Annotated in this window: 15 protein-coding genes and 1 pseudogene; all 16 read right to left on the minus strand. The window is 68.7% G+C overall.

The genetic code is table 11. The annotated features are described in order from the left end of the window. Window positions 1-32: 32 nt before the first annotated feature. The 16 genes and pseudogenes from mddA to OCU_RS44725 all read right to left on the minus strand — a co-directional run bounded on the left by mddA (window position 33) and on the right by OCU_RS44725 (window position 18,608). The gene (mddA, locus tag OCU_RS44655) at window positions 33-797 is read right to left on the minus strand and encodes a methanethiol S-methyltransferase (protein ID WP_179300163.1); all 765 of its coding nucleotides are present in this window, start codon (window positions 795-797) and stop codon (window positions 33-35) included. A 91-nt stretch (window positions 798-888) separates the two neighbouring features. Beyond that, window positions 889-2,448 (minus strand): HD domain-containing phosphohydrolase, encoded by a 1,560-nt coding sequence (locus tag OCU_RS44660; protein WP_014380953.1) that lies wholly within the window; start codon window positions 2,446-2,448, stop codon window positions 889-891. A 33-nt stretch (window positions 2,449-2,481) separates the two neighbouring features. After that, window positions 2,482-3,228, minus strand: coding sequence for a hypothetical protein (locus OCU_RS44665; RefSeq protein ID WP_014380954.1), 747 nt, complete (start codon window positions 3,226-3,228; stop codon window positions 2,482-2,484). 191 nt (window positions 3,229-3,419) lie between these two features. After that, a complete protein-coding gene (gene secA / locus OCU_RS44670) occupies window positions 3,420-6,248 on the minus strand; it encodes a preprotein translocase subunit SecA (protein WP_009957356.1) in 2,829 nt (942 codons plus the stop codon). A 194-nt stretch (window positions 6,249-6,442) separates the two neighbouring features. Then, a complete protein-coding gene (hpf, locus tag OCU_RS44675) occupies window positions 6,443-7,123 on the minus strand; it encodes a ribosome hibernation-promoting factor, HPF/YfiA family (RefSeq protein ID WP_014380956.1) in 681 nt (226 codons plus the stop codon). Between the two features lie 304 nt (window positions 7,124-7,427). Then, a complete protein-coding gene (locus OCU_RS44680; RefSeq protein ID WP_014380957.1) occupies window positions 7,428-8,060 on the minus strand; it encodes a ComF family protein in 633 nt (210 codons plus the stop codon). Window positions 8,061-8,159: 99 nt separating this feature from the next. Further along, entirely contained in the window at window positions 8,160-9,914 is a 1,755-nt protein-coding gene (gene lpqB / locus OCU_RS44685) for an MtrAB system accessory lipoprotein LpqB (protein ID WP_009957359.1), read from the minus strand. Then, window positions 9,914-11,613 (minus strand): annotated as a pseudogene (gene mtrB / locus OCU_RS44690) (MtrAB system histidine kinase MtrB). Before mtrB ends, lpqB begins: the two are co-directional and overlap by 1 nt. Window positions 11,614-11,626: 13 nt before the next feature. Next, window positions 11,627-12,313 (minus strand): two-component system response regulator MtrA, encoded by a 687-nt coding sequence (mtrA, locus tag OCU_RS44695; protein WP_007168097.1) that lies wholly within the window; start codon window positions 12,311-12,313, stop codon window positions 11,627-11,629. Between the two features lie 80 nt (window positions 12,314-12,393). Then, complete coding sequence (locus tag OCU_RS44700) at window positions 12,394-13,026, minus strand: dTMP kinase (RefSeq protein WP_014380959.1); 633 nt, start codon at window positions 13,024-13,026, stop codon at window positions 12,394-12,396. Window positions 13,027-13,115: 89 nt separating this feature from the next. Further along, on the minus strand, window positions 13,116-14,588 hold the full coding sequence (ahcY, locus tag OCU_RS44705) for an adenosylhomocysteinase (protein ID WP_008259773.1): 1,473 nt from the start codon (window positions 14,586-14,588) through the stop codon (window positions 13,116-13,118). Window positions 14,589-14,708: 120 nt separating this feature from the next. After that, window positions 14,709-15,305, minus strand: a complete 597-nt coding sequence (gene alkX, locus OCU_RS44710) for a TetR family transcriptional regulator AlkX (RefSeq protein WP_009957362.1) — start codon at window positions 15,303-15,305, stop codon at window positions 14,709-14,711. A 77-nt stretch (window positions 15,306-15,382) separates the two neighbouring features. Next, window positions 15,383-15,568 (minus strand): rubredoxin, encoded by a 186-nt coding sequence (locus tag OCU_RS44715; protein WP_014380961.1) that lies wholly within the window; start codon window positions 15,566-15,568, stop codon window positions 15,383-15,385. Next, entirely contained in the window at window positions 15,565-15,744 is a 180-nt protein-coding gene (locus OCU_RS50675) for a rubredoxin (RefSeq protein WP_008259795.1), read from the minus strand. The genes OCU_RS44715 and OCU_RS50675 overlap by 4 nt, the downstream gene beginning before the upstream one ends. After that, the gene (locus OCU_RS44720) at window positions 15,741-16,988 is read right to left on the minus strand and encodes an alkane 1-monooxygenase (RefSeq protein WP_014380962.1); all 1,248 of its coding nucleotides are present in this window, start codon (window positions 16,986-16,988) and stop codon (window positions 15,741-15,743) included. Before OCU_RS44720 ends, OCU_RS50675 begins: the two co-directional genes overlap by 4 nt. Before the next feature lie 102 nt (window positions 16,989-17,090). Next, entirely contained in the window at window positions 17,091-18,608 is a 1,518-nt protein-coding gene (locus tag OCU_RS44725) for an APC family permease (protein ID WP_008259797.1), read from the minus strand. Between the last annotated feature and the right edge of the window lie 48 nt (window positions 18,609-18,656).

Genomic DNA, 18,656 nt, shown 5'->3' on the forward strand with positions numbered 1-18,656 from the left:
CGGCCGTCCGCGGTGAACCGCTCGCCCGAAAGCTAATGCAGCTCCGCCGGTTGGGCCGGGTCGCGCCGCGGGCGGTGTCCCAGCGGCAGCAACATCGGCACCCGGCGACGGTAGTCGCGATACTGCTCACCCAGCGCCTCCACCAGGTCGTGCTCCTCCAGGTGGGTGGCGACCAGGATGTAGCCCGTCATGGCGACCGAGAACAGCAGGTGTCCGGCCGTCATCGTGGGCACCGCCCAGAAGACGATCACGAAGCCGAGCATGAGCGGGTGGCGCACCAACCGGTACAGCATCCGGGCGTGAAAACCTATGTGCGTGTAGGGTTTTCCGCGCCACGCCAGATACACCTGGCGCAGGCCGAACAGGTCGAAGTGGCTGACCATGAACGTCGCGGCCAGCGCGATGGCCCAGCCGAGCCAGAACAACGTCCACAGCGCCAGGCGCCCGGCCGGTGGCCGCACGTCCCAGACGACGGCCGGCATCGTCCGCCATTGCCAGTAGAGCAGCACCAGCACGGCGCTGGACAGCACCACGTAGGTGCTGCGCTCGATCGGCGATGGCACGATCCGCGTCCACCACGCCTTGAACGACGGCCGCGCCATGACGCTGTGCTGGATGGCGAACACGGCAAGCAGCCCGATGTTGATCAGCACCGCCTCACCGATCGGCGCCGGCAGGCCGTGATCGACGGTTCGCGGCACCCAGAAGTTTCCCAAGAACGCCACGAGGTACAGAAATGCGGCAAGAAAGAGCAGGTAAGCGGCGGCGCCGTAACCGACAATCAAGAATCGCTTCATTCGCTGATTGTGCGCCTCGCCGGCGCGTTTGAACATGGGGCGGATGCCTCATTTTCGGCCGCGTACGGCACGTTTCCAGACGCCCGTCGGGTTAGCTGGGCACCGGGTTCACCAGGCCGTGCCGCAGCGCGTACATGCTGGCGCCGATGCGGTTCGAAACGCCGATCTTGGCGTACGTCCGCTCGACGTGATTGCGGGCCGTTTTCTCGCTGATCACCAGCGACGCCGCGATCTCCTTGTTGGACGCGCCGCGGGCGACCAGGCACAGCACCTCGACCTCCCTGGGGGTCAGCCGGTCCGGCCGCAGGTTCGGTCGTTGCGCGGGTTGTCCGGCCGCGTGCAACACCGCTTCGACCGCGACCGCGTCGAGTTCCCCGGCCTGCGCACGCCCGCGCAGCCGGCGGGCCGCCGCGCCGGCCGACATCGGCTCCCGGTACGGCCTCGGCTCGCGGGCGGACTGGTAACAGACGGCGACGGCCAGGATGCGATCCGGCATGTGCAGCGCGGGCCCGGCCAGCCCACGCGGATATCCCGAGCCGTCGAGGCATTCGTGGTGATTGCCGGCGACCTCGGCCAGCCGGCCCAGGCCGGGGACCTGGTTGAGGACGCGCACCGTCAGATACGGGTGCAGCCGTACCCGCTCGAATTCCGATGCGCTCAACGGGCCTTGCCGCGACCAGATGTGATTCGACACCCCGATGCGGCCGAGGTCATGGACGTGGCCCGCGCGCCGGGTCAGCGCCACCGCGTCCGTGTCCATTCCGGCGGCCAGCGCGGCGTCGCCCGCGAGCCGGGCCACCGCGCGCGAATGCCCAAGAGTGAACGGGCATTTCAGGTCGACGAAGTCGCCCAGCGCGACGAGCAACGCGTCCAGCGACGCATCGTCAAGCCGCTGATGGCGATCGGGCGCCTCACCCAGCGCCGCCGCCCACGCATCGCCTGCGGGCGGTCCGGCCAGGATCGCGTCGGCGTCGCGCAGGAACGCGTCGGCGACCCGGGGATCGAACTGCCCGCCGCGCCGGCTGCTCACCATGGCCACGGCGCCGGGGGCGACGCCGTACGTGCGGTGATGAACCTCGACCATGTCGGCGAGCTGCGCGATGCGCATCTGGATGGGGATGGTCTCCCCCCGCGCTCCCGCGGGCAGCCCGCCGCCGTCGTAGCGCTCGAAGGCGAACGCGAGCGCGGCCTGCACGTCGGGACTCAACCCGATCCGGTCGGCCAGCAGCGCCGCCGACGCGCAGTGCGAGTGGATCAGCCGGGAGATGTGACCGCGCGCGTTGGCGAAAAGCGTTGCCAGCACGGCCATTCGATGCGCGAGGGGCTGGCCGCGGCCGACGTTGCTCGCCAGGAAGCGCAGGTACGGGATCCCGGACCAGTCGACCAGATAAGAATCGTGGCGGACGGCGATGTCGTCGCCGAACCAGCGCGCGTATTCGTGGGAGTCCGCGTGGCAGCCGACCCACATGATCAGCGTGGTGTAGTAGGCGCAGTCGCGCTCGTCGGCACACAGCCCGAGCCGGTCGGCGAGCCGGGTCGCGATGAGCGCCGCGCGCAGCATGTGCTCGGCGGGTTGGCCGAGGCCGAGATCGATCGCCACCGACAACGCCGCGAGCAGCTCCGCCCGCGTCGGTAGTTCGGACTCTGGCATGAGCCTCATTGTGCCCAGCCGGCGGCCGCGGGGTCACCCGATTGCGGCGGTGCGCCGCACGGCCTCGTGCCGGGCGGCGTCGAAGCTGTCGAAATGCCCGGAGCCCACCGCGAACACGCCGCGTTGCGGCGGCCGGAAGCCGGCCAGCCGCGCCTGCGGGCGCAGCGGCCCCACCGGCCCGAGGTCCACCTCGCGCAAGACCGCGCGCGAGTGTCCCACCGCCCACACCTGTGCGGGCGCGATCATGAATCGCTGGCCGTTGGGCGCGGTTCCGGCGAGCCGGATCCGGCCGGCCCGCAGCGTCGGCCCGGCGATGCGGCCGAGGACGGCCAGGACCGCCCGGTTGGTCCACGCCCAGGCGGGCAGTCGCGCGCCCACCGCGCTCATCAGTCGCGTCGACCACGTGGCGTGCAGGTCGATCTGCCAGGCCAGCAGCCCCGGGATGGCGACGAACAACGACCACGGGGTGACCCACGCGACGTCGATGTCGCACTGGACCGCGTCGCGGCTGGTCGCCGCGCTGAAGAAGCGGGCGCAGCTCTGCGGGCCCGGCGTGGTCGCGTAGAAGGTCCAGGCGCCGTGGGGGTCGCGGTGCCACACCGAGCGATAGCCGGGCGAGAACGACGTCGCCGGGAACTGCCGCAGCGCCAGGTAGTGCCCGCTGGCGAAGGGGAGCCCCAGCACGCCGAATCCGACGAATCGTTCGTCATCTCCGGCGGGCAGGACGGGGTGGTGCAGGACGGCGGTGGCGGCGTCGAGGGGGGTGCGTGCTGTGGTCATCCCTGGATGGTCCGCGCGGCCACCGCCCCGGCGCATGGGGCGGATGCCTCAAATTCGGCGCCGAGGCCCCGGTCCCCGAGCGCCCGGCCAGTCGGGCGTTGGGCCGCGAGCGCCCGGACAGTCGGGCGTTGGGCCGCGAGCGCCCGGACAGTCGGGCGGCGGGCGGAAAGCGAAAAGGCGAATGCGCCCCGCTAGCGCCGCTTCACCGATTTGGGTGGCTTGGCGCCGCGGCCCTGTTGGCGCGCCGCCGCTCGCCGCTCGCGGCGGCTGGCCCCGGCGGGAACCCCCGCCGGTGTCTTGGCGTCACCGCCGTTGCGCTGCACCTGCGCCGAGCCGTCCTCCGAGGGGCCGGAATAGGTGAGCGCCGGCGCCTGGTTGTCAATCCCCTTGGCGCGCAGCGTACTTGGGGCCTCTTCGCGCACGGCGGTCGTGGTACCGCCCTGCTGGGCGGCCGCGGCGGTGGCGAATTCCTCGAGCCCTTCGGGCGCCTGGACCGGGGCGACCTGCGGGGTGGGCACCGCCTCGACGGTCACGTTGAACAGGAAGCCGACCGACTCCTCTTTCATGCCCTCGAGCATGGCCATGAACATGTCGTAGCCCTCGCGCTGGTATTCGACCAGCGGGTCGCGCTGGGCCATCGCGCGCAGCCCGATGCCCTCCTTGAGGTAGTCCATCTCGTAGAGGTGCTCGCGCCACTTGCGGTCGATGACGTTGAGCAGCACGTTGCGCTCCAGCTGACGCATCGCGCCCTCGCCCGCGATCTCCTCGAGCTCGGCTTCCCTTGCGGCATAGGCGTTTTCGGCGTCCTTCAGCAACGCCTCGAGCAGCTCCTCGCGGGTGAGGTCGTCGCGCTCGGAGTCAGCGTCGTGGTGGGTCAGCGGCGCATGGTCGATGCCCACCGGATACAGCGTCTTCAGGGCCGTCCACAGGGATTCCAGGTCCCAATCCTCCGCGTAGCCGTCGGCCGTCGCGCCGTTGACGTAGGCGGTGACCACGTCGCGGACCATGTCCAGCGCCTGCTCCTTGAGGTTCTCGCCCTCCAGGATGCGGCGGCGCTCGGCGTAGATCACCTTGCGCTGCTGGTTCATCACCTCGTCGTACTTGAGGACGTTTTTGCGGACCTCGAAGTTCTGCTGCTCCACCTGGGTCTGGGCGCTCTTGATCGCGCGGGTGACCATCTTGGCCTCGATGGGCACGTCGTCGGGCAGGTTCAGCCGGTTGAGCATCGCCTCGAGCGCGGCGCCGTTGAAGCGGCGCATGAGCTCGTCGCCCAGGGACAGGTAGAAGCGCGACTCGCCCGGGTCACCCTGCCGGCCGGAGCGGCCGCGCAGCTGGTTGTCGATGCGCCGCGACTCGTGCCGTTCGGTGCCCAGCACGTACAGGCCGCCGGCCTCGATCACCTCTTCGGCCTCCTTGGAGGCCTCCTCCTTGACCTTCGGCAATTCCTCGTGCCACGCCGCTTCGTACTCGTCCGGCGTCTCCACCGGGTCGAGGCCGCGCTCACGCAGCCGCTGGTCGGTGAGGAAGTCGACGTTGCCGCCCAGCACGATGTCGGTGCCTCGGCCGGCCATGTTGGTGGCCACGGTGACGCCGCCGCGGCGGCCGGCGACCGCGATGATGGTCGCCTCCTGCTCGTGGAACTTCGCGTTGAGCACGTTGTGCGGAACGCGGCGCTTCTGGAACTGCCGCGACAGGTACTCGGAACGCTCGACGCTGGTGGTACCGATCAGCACCGGCTGGCCCTTTTCGAAGCGCTCGACGACGTCGTCGACGACCGCGATGTACTTGGCCTCCTCGGTCTTGTAGATCAGGTCGGACTGGTCGGCGCGGATCATCGGCTTGTTGGTGGGGATGGGCACCACGCCGAGCTTGTAGATCTCGTGCAGCTCGGCCGCCTCGGTCTGGGCGGTACCGGTCATGCCGGCGAGCTTGTCGTAGAGCCGGAAGTAGTTCTGCAGGGTGATGGTGGCCAGCGTCTGGTTCTCGGCTTTGATCTCGACGTGCTCCTTGGCCTCGATGGCCTGGTGCATGCCCTCGTTGTAGCGGCGGCCGTAGAGCACGCGGCCGGTGAACTCGTCGACGATGAGCACCTCGCCGTCGCGCACGATGTAGTCCTTGTCGCGGTTGAACAGCTCCTTGGCCTTCAACGCGTTGTTGAGGTAGCTGACCAGCGGCGAGTTCGCGGCCTCGTAGAGGTTGTCGATGCCGAGCTGGTCCTCGACGAACTCCACGCCGAGCTCGTGCACGCCGACGGTGCGCTTGCGCAGGTCCACCTCGTAGTGGGTGTCCTTTTCCATCAGCGGAGCGAGCCGGGCGAACTCGAGGTACCAGTTGGAGGCGCCGTCGGCGGGGCCGGAGATGATCAGCGGGGTGCGCGCCTCGTCGATCAGGATGGAGTCGACCTCGTCGACGATGGCGAAGTTGTGTCCGCGCTGGACCAGGTCGTCGAGCGAATGCGCCATGTTGTCGCGCAGGTAGTCGAACCCGAATTCGTTGTTGGTGCCGTAGGTGATGTCGGCGTTGTAGGCCACCCGCCGCTCGTCGGGCGTCATCTGGGCGAGGATCACGCCGACGTCCAGCCCGAGGAAGCGGTGCACGCGGCCCATCCACTCGCTGTCACGTTTGGCCAGGTAGTCGTTGACGGTGACGACGTGCACGCCCTTGCCGCCGATGCCGTTGAGGTAGGCCGGCAGCACGGAGGTCAGGGTCTTGCCCTCACCGGTCTTCATCTCGGCGACGTTGCCGAAGTGCAGCGCGGCCGCGCCCATCACCTGCACGTCGAAGGGGCGCTGGTCGAGCACCCGCCAGGCCGCCTCGCGGGCGACGGCGAAGGCCTCGGGCAGCAGGTCGTCGAGGCTCTCGCCGTCGGCGTGCCGCTTCTTGAACTCGTCGGTCTTGGCCCGCAACTCGGCGTCGGTGAGCTTCTCGATCTCGTCGGACAAGGTGTTGACGTAGTCAGCCACCCGCCTGAGACGCTTGAGCATGCGACCTTCGCCAAGGCGCAGCAACTTCGACAGCACAGCTATGTCCTCTACGGTTTGATCGCCCGGCTCCTCCTCATCGCGCTACGCGCTCTGCATCGTCACCGGGCCGGATCGGAGTCTTTGGCGACACCCATCCTAGGTGACGTCGCTCTTTGGGCGCCGAACGTCGACTTCTTGCGCCAATTTGCTTGAAATCTCGCAATAAGTCGACGTTCGGCGGGGTGACGGGATCAGCCCAGTCGGATCAGGCCGTAGTCGTAGGCGTGGCGCCGGTAGACCACGCACGGCCGCTCGGTGTGCTTGTCGTGGAACAAGAAGAAGTCGTGCCCGACGAGCTCCATCTCGTAGAGCGCGTCGTCGACCGTCATCGGCGTGGCCGGGTGCTCCTTGGTCCGCACGATCCGTCCGGGTTCGTGGTCCTGGTCCACGCCGTCAATCGATGCGCCGTGGTCGACGGGCGCCTCGGGCGCACCGCGCGCCGGTTCGGGCGGCGGCACCGCGGTGGCGGCGGCCAGCGAGACCGGCGTCTTGTCGCCGTAGTGGACCTTGCGGCGGTCCTTGACGCGGCGCAGCCGGCTCTCCAGCTTGTCCACCGCGGACTCGAACGCGGCGTAGAAGCTGTTGGCGCAGGCCTCCGCTCGGCTCACCGGGCCCCGGCCACGGGCGGTGATCTCCACGCGTTGACAGGATTTGCGCTGCCGCCGGTTGGGAGCGTGTTTGAGCTCGACATCGAAGAGGTAGATGGAGCGATCGAACCGCTCGAGGCGGGCGAGTTTTTGGGAGACGTACAGGCGGTAATGATCGGGGATTTCTACGTTGCGGCCTTTGAACACAACGTCGGCGGTGGTTGTCGGCTGGGCTTGCCCATCGGGGGCGGAGGGAGGTTGGTCCAGAATCTGACCGGAATCCACGGATAGCCTTGACATACGTGACAACTCATTTCTCTTTACACGTCGCACGCGCGTTGCGTGCCCGGCTGGCTTGATGCGCCGACGAGGTGAGAGCGGTTCGAGACTGGCTACCGCCGCAGGCTGCCCGCCGGTGCAAGGTGTCGATTACTCACCCCTTCCCGCAAGTGGGGCTCAACCTGGGAATATCCCGACCAAGTGAGTCAATGAATGTTGATTCCGACGTTAGCTCGTGTTCGCCTACCCATGCCACTAATTTCGCAGAGCTGTTGCGAGTTCTTCACAACCTCTTGGCCGGTTCACACCCTCACGCGGCGGCGATCGTCAGCACCGCGACGACCCGGACCCCCGCGGCCTGAAGGACGCGCACCGACTCGCGCGCCGTCGCCCCGGTGGTGACGATGTCGTCGACGACCATGACGTCGGCGGCAGGCGGCCGGCCGCACAGCACGACCCGGCCGGTGATGTTGCGTTCCCGCGCGGCGGTGCCCAGCCCCACCGAGTCGCGGGTCAAGGCCTTGATCCGCAGTGCCTGGGCCACGCCGATCTCCGGGTGCTGCACCACCGCGGCGCGGGCCAACCGGAGAACGGGGTCACCGCCGCGCCGGCGCGCGGCCGAACGCCGGGTCGGTGCCGGCACGATCGTGAGCGGGGTGTCGAGGATCCCCCACGACAGCAGCCGGTGCACCCCGAGAGCCAGTGCGCGCGCCAGCGGCGCGACGAGATCGGCCCGGCCGTGTTCCTTGAGCGCCAGGATCGCCTGCCGGCGGGCGTTGGCGTAGCGGCCGAGCGCGAACACCGGGACGCCCGCGTCGATGCGCGGGTTCACCACGTGCGGCTCGTCCGGCCTGACGGCCAGCTCCGTGGCGCAGGCTTCGCACCACCGGGACGACGGCGCGCCGCAGCCGCCGCATTCGGCCGGCAGGATGAGATCGAGCACGCCGCCAGTGTGGCGGGCGGGGCCGACATCGCCGGCCGACCAGTCAGCCTCCATGGTGGCGACCCGCCGCGCCCGGCTTCGCCGCGCTTGCGATCGCCACTAGCCCGGCAGCACCGGCGCCGCGCCGGGAATCGTCAGCCCGGGCACATCCGACCAGCCCTGCTGACCGTCGGCGGACGGCGAATACTGCAGCACCCCTTCGGGTCCCGCGACGTAGGCCGTGGACGGGTTGGCCACCACGGTGGTCACCGGCATCTGCAGGCCGCGGGCCGGCGCGTCGGAGTTCACCCCGTCGATGTTCACGTACGAGACAGGATGGTTGGCGTCGGTGCGGGTCACCACGATGTCGTCGCCGGTGCGCCACGACAGCGACACCACCGAATTGCCCAACCCGAAGCCCAGCCGGCGTGGATACGTGAGCGCGTACTGGCCGGCCTGGGTCTGCTCGACGCTGGCGAGGATCACCTGCCCGCCGATCACCATCGCGGCCCGCGTGCTGTCGCGGGACAGCTGCAGGTCGGTGATCGGCCCCGGGAACCGGGTGGCCACCGCCACCGAATCCACCGGAATGCGCGCGGGTTGCCCCGACGCCGGCTCCTGGATCGCCCGGAGCACGTTGTTGCCGTCGACCACCACCCAGACCACGTCGTCCAGCGACCAAGTGGGTCGCGACAGGCTGTGCCCGTCGGCGGACTGCACCGCCTCCTGACCCAGATCACCGATCCACAAGGAGGCCGCCATGTCCGGGGCGCCGCGGTGCAGCGTCACCACGGACGCCACCTCCCGGCCGCTGCGCGACAACGCGGCACCGGTCTGATCCCCCATGCGACCGAACGCGCCCGGCACCATCGAGGTGTGCTGCCCGTCCAGCGACACCAGTGACCCGTTCAGCAGGGCGTGCAGCCCGGCGCCCGCGCCGTCGGCCACGCCGGGATCGGTGGCCGCGACATCGGAGGTGGTCCACCCGTCGCGGAATCGGTCGTCCAGCGGCGCGCCGTCGGCGTTGATCACGTACGGTCCCCGGATATCGGCGCGGGCCAGCGTCCAAATGATCTGCGCCGCAACCAATTGCCTGCTGTGCGGGTCGGTGGTGGACAGCTTCTCCAGATCGACGCGCGCCCCGCCATACCCGCGCCCGATCCCGTTCTTGCCGCCGTCGGCCCGGGTCACCGGCCCGCGCAGCCGCAGCGGCGGGGCGAGCAGGTTGCGGACCGTGTGCGCCATCTCCGGCCGCGGCCCGGCGATCACCTTGGACACCAGCTCGGTCGCCAGCTGGTCGTGGTCGGGCACCGCGACATAGCGCGGATCGGGGACCACGGTCTTGCCGGTCGGGTCGGCGAAGTAAAGAGTATTGCGTTTGTAGGTCGCCTGGAACTGTTGCCAGTCCAGGAAAACCCCGTTCGGCAGGCGGTCGATGCGCCAGCCGCCGGAGGTCTTGACCAACTCGATCGGCCCGGGATCGGGCAGCACGCCCTCGGCGGTTTCGAACACCCCCATGTCGGACAGCGAGCCCAGGATGTCCGCCCGCATGGTTGCCGAAACACGTTCGGCCGCACGGGTTTCGACGAACACGACGTGGTCGATCAGCAGCGCGCTACCGGCGTCGTCCCACGAGTTGGACGCCGACTGAGTGAGGAACTGGCGGGCGGCCAGGTGCCGGTTCGCCGGATCGGCTGTGGCCTTGAGGAATTCGCGCAGCAGCACGTCGGGGTCCATGCCCGGGGTCGGCTTGGGCAGGTTCGACGGCGCCGGCCGCTCGACGGTGCCGATCGCCTGCGGCGCCGACGAACTGGGCACCCCGGCGCAGCCCGCCAGCAGGACGGCCAGCATCAGCAGGCCCAGCAGGCGCCGCATCACAGGGTCCTCTCGGCGTGCTCACGCTGGCGCTGCGGACGTTCCTTGCGCTCGGACCCGGACTGCGGGGCGGATTGACCACCCGGCTGGGAAGGCTGCGGGATCGGTTTCATGGGCAACGGGCTGGTGGTGACCTTGTGCCCGCGAACCAGCGGGAGCGTCAGCCGGAAGCACGAGCCGTCGCCCGGTTCGCCCCACGCCTCCAGCCGGCCCTGGTGCAGCCGCGCGTCCTCGATGCTGATCGCCAGGCCGAGCCCGGTGCCGCCGGACCGGCGCACCCGCGAGGGGTCCGCACGCCAGAACCTGCTGAAGACCAGCTTCTCCTCGCCCGGGCGGAGCCCGACCCCGTAGTCGCGGACGGTGACCGCGACCGTGTCCTCGTCGGCGCCCATCCGGATCTTGACCGGCTTGTGCTCGGCGTGGTCGATGGCGTTGGCGATCAGGTTGCGCAGGATCCGCTCCACCCGGCGGGTGTCGACCTCGGCGATCACCTCGTGCGTGGGCAAATCCACCTGCAGTTCGATGCCGGCGTCCTCGGCCAGATGCCCCACGTTGCTCAGCGCGCTGCGCACGGTGGTGCGCAGGTCGACCGCCTCGACGGACAGCTCGGCGACACCGGCGTCGTGCCGGGAGATCTCCAGCAGGTCGTTGAGCAGCGACTCGAACCGGTCCAGCTCGCTGACCATCAGCTCGGTGGAGCGCGCCAGCGTCGGGTCGAGATCCGCGCTGTGGTCATAGATCAGGTCGGCGGCCATGCGCACCGTGGTCAGCGGGGTGCGCAGCTCGTGGCTCACGTCAGAAGTGAAGCGGCGCTGCAGGTTACCGAACTCCTCCAACTGGGTGATCTGTCGCGACAGGCTTTCCGCCATGTCGTTGAACGACATCGCCAGCCGCGCCATGTCGTCCTCGCCGCGCACCGGCATCCGTTCCGACAGGTGCCCCTCGGCGAACCGTTCGGCGATGCGCGACGCCGACCGCACCGGCACGACGACCTGGCGCGACACCAGCAACGCGATCCCGGCCAGCAGCACCAGCAGCACGGCGCCGCCGGTGATCATGGTGCCGCGCACCAGCTGGATGGTGGCCTGCTCGTTCTTCAGCGGGAAGATCAGGTACAGCTCCAGGTTGGCCACCTGCGAGGACGCCGGGGTGCCGACGATCAGCGCCGGGCCCGAGAACCCGTCGGTGTGCACTGTCGCGTACTGGTATGAGGCCTGCCCGGCCTTGACGAAGCCGCGCAAGGAATTGGGCACCTGGTCGACGGGCCCGGCCGTGGTGGCGGCGCGCGGTCCGTCGCCCGGCACCATCAGCACCGCGTCGAAGGCGCCGGCCATGCCCGCGCCGGAGGCCTGGTCGGTCTTGGACGTCAGTGTGTTGCGGGCCAGCTGCAGGCTGCTGTCCAGCGAGCGCGCCTCCTCGCCGTTCACGATCCCACCGACCTTGGTCCGCGCCCGCTCGATCTGTTCGATGGCGGCCTTGACCTTGACGTCGAGCACGCGATTGGTGACCTGAGACGTCAATACGAAGCCGAGCGCCAGGATGACCGCCAGCGACAGCCCAAGCGTCAGCGCGACGACCGCAACTGCAGCGAGCGGCGCCAGGCGATGGCGACGGCCCGACTCACTGCGCCCATCCCGCGAGTCATGGGGCCGGAGCGCCCCCAGCGGCTCCGTGTGCGTCGCCGGGAGCCCCAGATCACGTGTTCCTACCGGTCACGGAGGTCCGGCCTTGTACCCAACTCCTCGAACGGTCAACACCACGGTCGGGTTCTCAGGGTCTTTCTCGACCTTGGCCCGCAGACGCTGGACGTGCACGTTCACCAGGCGGGTATCCGCCGGGTGACGATAGCCCCACACCTGTTCGAGCAGCACATCACGAGTAAACACCTGCCGCGGTTTGCGCGCCAACGCCACCAGCAAGTCGAACTCCAGCGGGGTCAGCGAGATCTGCTCGCCGTTGCGCGTGACCTTGTGCGCGGGCACGTCGATCTCGACATCGGCGATGGAGAGCATCTCGGCGGGCTCGTCGTCGTTGCGCCGCAGCCGCGCCCGCACCCGGGCCACCAGCTCCTTGGGCTTGAACGGCTTCATGATGTAGTCGTCGGCACCCGACTCGAGGCCAAGGACCACGTCGACGGTGTCGGTCTTGGCGGTCAGCATCACGATCGGCACGCCGGAATCGGCGCGCAACACCCGACACACGTCGATGCCGTTCATGCCGGGCAGCATCAGGTCCAACAACACCAGATCGGGGCGCAGTTCGCGCACCGCAGTCAGGGCCTGGGTGCCGTCACCGATGACCGCAGTGTCGAAACCCTCCCCACGAAGCACGATGGTGAGCATCTCGGCTAGCGAAGCGTCGTCATCGACGACCAAAATCCTTTGCCTCATGGAGTCCATGGTGTCACCAGATCGGGACAAAACTCGGGCGCCACACGGGCGTTTCTTCTCCGATACGGCCGAATCGTGACAAATCTGTGCTATCTGGCCATCAAACTGGCGGCCAAACCGCCCGGATCGACGTCTTTGTCGACGACCCGCCACGGGCCGCCCCAGCCCGCGGCCGCCAGCCCCGCGTACACGTCGCCGGTGCGTTGCTGGAGCCCGTCGTCGCGTTCGTAGCTGTCGCGCGCCCGGCCCGGATCGGATGCGGCGCGGCTGCGCGCACGCTGCCCGGCCAGTTCGGCCGGCACCGCCAGCAGCACCTGCCAGTCGGGCGCGGGCAGACCCAGGCGCTGGTATTCGAGGCCGTGCACCCACGCCACCCCGGGTCCGCACGCGTCCTGATGCAGGCGGGCGGCGGTGTAGGCCGCGTTGGAGGCGACGTAACGGTCCATGATCACCACGTCGTGGTCGCGGCGCAGCCGCTCGAGCTGCTGGACCGCGGCGGCGCGGTCGAGCGCGAAGAGGGTCGCCATCGCGTAGACCGAGGACGCCAGGTCCCCGTGCTCGCCGTGCAGCGCCTCGGCCGCGATGTCGGCGGTCACCGATTGCCCGTATCGCGGGAAGGCCAGCGTGGCCACCGACCGCCCGGCCGCTTCGAAAGCGGACAGCAACCCTTCGGTTAACGTCCGCTTGCCGGCTCCGTCGACGCCTTCGATCGCGATCAGCACGGCGCGAGCCTAGTCCCTCGGCGAGTGCCCGGCTGGCCGGGCACTCGGTGCCGAACGCCCGCTTGGCCGGGCGTTCGGCACAAGCCGGCTCAGTAGCGGTAGTGGTCGGCCTTGTAGGGGCCGTCGACGTCGACGCCGATGTACTCGGCCTGCTCCTTGGTCAGCTTGGTCAGCTTGCCACCGAGCGCCTCGACGTGGATGCGGGCCACCTTCTCGTCGAGGTGCTTGGGCAGCCGGTAGACCTCGTTGTCGTACTCGTCGTTCTTGGTCCACAGCTCGATCTGCGCGATGACCTGGTTGGAGAAGCTGTTGCTCATCACGAACGACGGGTGGCCGGTGGCGTTGCCCAGGTTCAGCAGCCGGCCCTCGGAGAGCACGATGATCGACTTGCCGGTGTCCGGGAAGGTCCACAGGTCGACCTGCGGGCGGATGTTGGTCTTGGTGGCGCCGGACTTCTCCAGCCGCGCGATCTGGATCTCGTTGTCGAAGTGGCCGATGTTGCCCAGGATGGCCTTGTCCTTCATCGCCTTCATGTGCTCGAGGGTGATGATGTCCTTGTTGCCGGTGGTCGTGATGATGATGTCGGCCTCGCCGATCACGTCCTCCACCCGCTTGACGTCGAAGCCCTCCATCAGCGCCTGCAGGGCGTTGATCGGGTCGATCTCGGTGACCGTCACCCGGGCGCCCTGGCCGGCCACCGACTCGGCCGAACCCTTACCGACGTCGCCGTAGCCGCAGATCAGCACCTTCTTGCCGCCGATCAGCACGTCGGTGCCGCGGTTGATGCCGTCGATCAGCGAGTGCCGGCAGCCGTACTTGTTGTCGAACTTGGATTTGGTGACCGAGTCGTTGACGTTGATCGCCGGGAACGCCAGGTCGCCGGCGGCGGCGAACTGGTAGAGCCGCAGCACGCCGGTGGTGGTCTCCTCCGAGACGCCCTTGATCGACGCGGCGATCTTGGTCCACTTGTCCTTGTCGGTCTCGAAGCGCTTGCGCAGCAGGTTGAGGAACACCCGGTGCTCGGTCGAGTCGTCCTCGTCGTCGGGCGGCACCACGCCGGCCTTCTCGTACTGCGCGCCGCGCAGCACCAGCATGGTGGCGTCACCGCCGTCGTCCAGGATCATGTTGGCCGGCTCGTCGGGCCAGGTCAGCACCTGCTCGGCCGCCCACCAGTACTCCTCGAGCGTCTCGCCCTTCCACGCGTACACCGGCACACCCTTGGGTTCTTCGGGGGTGCCGTGCGGGCCGACGACGACGGCCGCGGCGGCGTGGTCCTGGGTGGAGAAGATGTTGCAGGACGCCCACCGCACCTCGGCGCCCAGCGCGACGAGGGTCTCGATCAGCACCGCGGTCTGCACGGTCATGTGCAGCGAACCCGAGATGCGCGCGCCCTTGAGCGGCTGCACGTCGTGGTACTCGCGGCGCAGCGACATCAGACCGGGCATCTCCTGCTCGGAGAGCTCGATGTCCCGGCGACCGTAATCCGCCAACGACAAATCGGCGACCTTGAAGTCGATGCCGTTTCGAACGTCGGGGGTGAGTGCGTTTTCGGTCGTCGTCATGGCTTCTCTTCCTTTTTCCTGCCGTCTCGGGGCTCGCTCGGATCCAAGCGGTAATTAGCTTAGGTATGTTCTTGCGCCACTGTAGTCGTGCGCCCGCGCGCCGCACGGGCCAGGGAACGTTCAGGGAACCTTGACGACGCCGTGCCGCTCGGCGAACGGGGTCATCAGCCGCGCCAGGTCGGCGGCCACGTCGTGGTCGGCCTCGGGCGGCATCGACACATAGCTCAGCGCCAGCCGCACGATGGCGCGCGCCAGCACACCGGCATCCTCGTCGCTGGTGGCCACCCAGCTGTGCGTGAGCGCGGTGGTCAGCCGCTCGGAGGCCCGCGTGATGATGGGCGCGCTGCCGGTGGTGATGATCTGCAGCAGGTCCGGCTTGGCGACGCCGGTCAGCAGCGAGATCACCAGCGGATCGGCCGACAGCTCGGTGAACAGGTCGCGGAAGCCCTGCAGGAACGCCGCATAGATGTCGCCGACGTGGGCACCCAGCGCGGCGTTGACGGCGTCGACCAGGCGATCGGCCAGGCGCAGGCCGTACCCCTGCGCCAGCCCCTGCCGCGAGCCGAACTCGTTGTAGATGGTCTGCCGGCTGATGCCCGCGGCGCGGGCCACGTCGGACAGGGTGATGGCCGACCAGTCCCGGGTCAGCAGCTCCTCGCGCATCGCGTCGAGCACCGAATCACGCAGCAGGGCGCGCGACGCCTCGGCGTACGGCATCCGCTTCACAGGCGCGACAATAGTGGCTCGCGAGCCGAAATCGGCTCTTTCGCTACTGGCGGTGGCGGCCGAAGGAATCACGAACGGGCGATCTCCACCATCTCGAAGTCGGTTTTGGCCGCGCCGCAATCCGGGCAGCTCCAGTCCTCCGGGATGTCGACCCACCGGGTTCCGGGCGCGATGCCGTCCTCCGGCCACCCCTTGGCCTCGTCGTACTCGAATCCGCATTGGACGCAGACGAAAAGCTTGTAGTCCTCGCTCATCGGTTCACTCCTATCGGGCTAGTTTCGAAATCGACCTTCTCGCGCACCGCGCAATCGGGGCAGCACCAGTCGTCGGGAATGTCGCTGAAGGGCGTGCCCGGCGGAAAGCCTTCCCGCGGAGCGCCTTTCGCCTCGTCGTAGATGTAGTCGCAGCCGGGGCAGCGGTAGGCGGTCATGCGCGGGCCTCCTGGGCCCCGTAGCGCGCGAGCAGCTTCTCGCGGAGCCGCGGCTGGATGTTGACCCGGGTGATGTCACCGTCGTAGTGCGCCAGCACCCGGTGGTCCATGACCTTGCGCCACAGCGGCGGGAAGTACGTGAGCGAGATCATCGACGCGTACCCGCTGGGCAGGTTGGGCGAGCCGTCCAGGCTGCGCAGCGTCTGGTAGCGCCGCGTCGGGTTGGCGTGGTGATCGCTGTGTCGCTGCAGGTGATACAGGAACAGGTTGGTCACCACGTGGTCGGAGTTCCAGCTGTGCGCGGGGGTGCACCGCTCGTAGCGGCCGCTCGAATTCTGTTGCCGCAGAAGGCCGTAGTGCTCGAGGTAGTTGACCGCCTCGAGCAGGCTGAAGCCGAAGACCGCCTGGACGATCACGAACGGGATCAGCGCCGGCCCGAAGACCGCGATCAGGATCCCCCACAGCACCACCGCCATGGCCCAGGCGTTGAGCACGTCGTTGGACGGGTACGTCAGCGGGTTCCAGGGATTCTTGCCCAGCCGGCGAATCCGCTGGGCCTCCAGCCGCAGCGACGAGCGCAGGCTCCCGAAGACGCTGCGCGGCAAGAACTCCCAGAAGGTTTCCCCGAAGCGCGACGACGCGGGATCCTCCGGGGTGGCGACCCGCACGTGGTGGCCGCGGTTGTGCTCGATGTAGAAGTGGCCGTAGCAGGTCTGCGCCAGCGTGATCTTGGACAGCCAGCGCTCCAGCGAATCCTTCTTGTGGCCCATCTCGTGGGCGGTGTTGATGCCGACGCCGCCCAGCACCCCGACCGACAGCGCCACGCCGAGCTTGCCCGCCCAGCCCAGCGGCCCGTCGAAGCCGAGCCAGCTCAGGTTCGACGCGGTGAACAGGTAGGCGCCGAAGACCACGCTGAGGTACTGGAACGGCAGAAACGCGTAGGTGCAGTAGCGGTAGTACCTGTCGTTCTCGAGGCGCTCCATCACCTCGTCGGGCGGGTTCTGCCCGTCGGGCCCGAAACGCAGGTCCAGGATCGGCAGCAGGACGTAGAGCAGGATGGGCCCGATCCACAGCGGCGCCTGCGCGGCGGCGTGCCAGCCGACCCGGTTCAGCGCCCAGACGAGCGGCAGCATCACGAACAACGCCGTCGGCGCGATCAGCCCCATCAGCCAGAGTCGGCGCTTCTTGTCCCGCCACGCGGGCGCGCCGGCTGGCTGTTCTACCTGCGGTTCGAGTGTGGTCATCTGCCCAACCTCCTTGTGAGTCACACCACGTTGAGATTGGACAATACCGGCGTTTGCGTCTCCTGTCTAGACAAACACCATGATTTTGTAAACCAGCAGCCGCTACGGCACCGGGCTGTTCGGGTCCGCCTCGAGCGAGTCGCTGGGCTCGGGTGCCACCGCCTCCCGCTCGCCCTGCACCGAATGCCGGTATCCGTAGCCGACGTAGATCGCCGTGCCGACCACCAGCCAGACCCCGAACCGGACCCAGGTGAGCGCGGTGAGGTTGAGCATCAGCCACACGCAGGCCGCGATCGAGGCGATCGGAAGCAGCGGCACCCACGGCGCCTTGAAGCCGCGCTCTAAGTCCGGCCGGGTCCGGCGCAGCACGATCACGCCGGCGGAGACCAGGACGAACGCGAACAGCGTGCCCACGTTGACCATCTCCTCGAGCTTGGTAATGGGGAACACCGACGCGGTCACGGCCACCACCAGGGCGACCAGCACGGTGATCCGCACCGGGGTGCCCCGCGAACCGGTCTTGGCCAGCGAGCGCGGCAACAGCCCGTCGCGCGCCATCGCGAACAGCACCCGGCACTGGCCGAGCATCAGCACCATCACCACGGTGGTCAGTCCCGCGAGCGCGCCGATCGAGATGATCTTGCTGGCCCAGTGAATGCCGTTCGCGGTGAAGGCGGTCGCCAGGTTGGCCTGCCCGCGGCCCGGGACCGTCTTGAGCTGCGTGTAGGACACCATGCCCGACAGCACGACCGCGACCGCGACGTAGAGCAGGGTCACGATGCCCAGCGACGCCAGGATCCCGCGGGGAACGTCGCGCTGCGGATGCTTGGTCTCCTCGGCCATGGTGGCCACGATGTCGAATCCGATGAACGCGAAGAAGACGATGGACGCCCCCGCCAACACGCCGTACCAGCCGTAGTGGCTGCTGTGCGCCCCCGTCAACAACGACAGAACCGATTGGTCGATGCCCTTGGCCTCGCTGCTGGCCTCCGGTTTGGGAACGAACGGCGAATAGTTGGCGCGCTTGATGTAGAAGACCCCGACCACCACGACGAACAGCACGACCGACACCTTGATGCCGGTGACCACCGCGGAGAACCTCGACGACAGCTTGGTGCCCAACGCGATCAGCGTCGCCACCCCCGCGACGATCACCAGCGCGCCCCAGTCGACCTGGGCCGATCCGAATTCGGCTGTGCCACCGGCGAACCCGAACACGGTGCCCAGGTAGCTCGACCAGCCCTTGGCCACCACGGCGGCGCCGATCGCCAATTCCAGCAGCAGGTTCCAGCCGATGATCCAGGCCAAGAACTCCCCGAAGGTCGCATACGAGAAGGTGTAGGCGCTACCGGCCACCGGCAGCGTCGAGGCGAACTCGGCGTAACACAGCGCCGCGAGCGCGCAGGTGCCCGCCGCGATCACGAACGACAGCCAGATGGACGGCCCGGTGATGTCGCCGGTCGTCGACGCGGTGACCGTGAAGATGCCGGCGCCGATCACCACCGCGACGCCGAAGACGACCAGGTCCCACATGGTCAGGTCCTTGCGCAACTTGGTGTCCGGCTCGTCGGTGTCGGCGATCGACTGTTCCACCGACTTCGTGCGCCACCGATTGGCCATGCAACCGCCCTTTCCCAACGCTGGGAGCCATTGGTCCGACACAGTACT

The sequence above is a fragment of the Mycobacterium intracellulare ATCC 13950 genome, assembly GCF_000277125.1.
Classification (GTDB): Bacteria; Actinomycetota; Actinomycetes; order Mycobacteriales; family Mycobacteriaceae; genus Mycobacterium; species Mycobacterium intracellulare.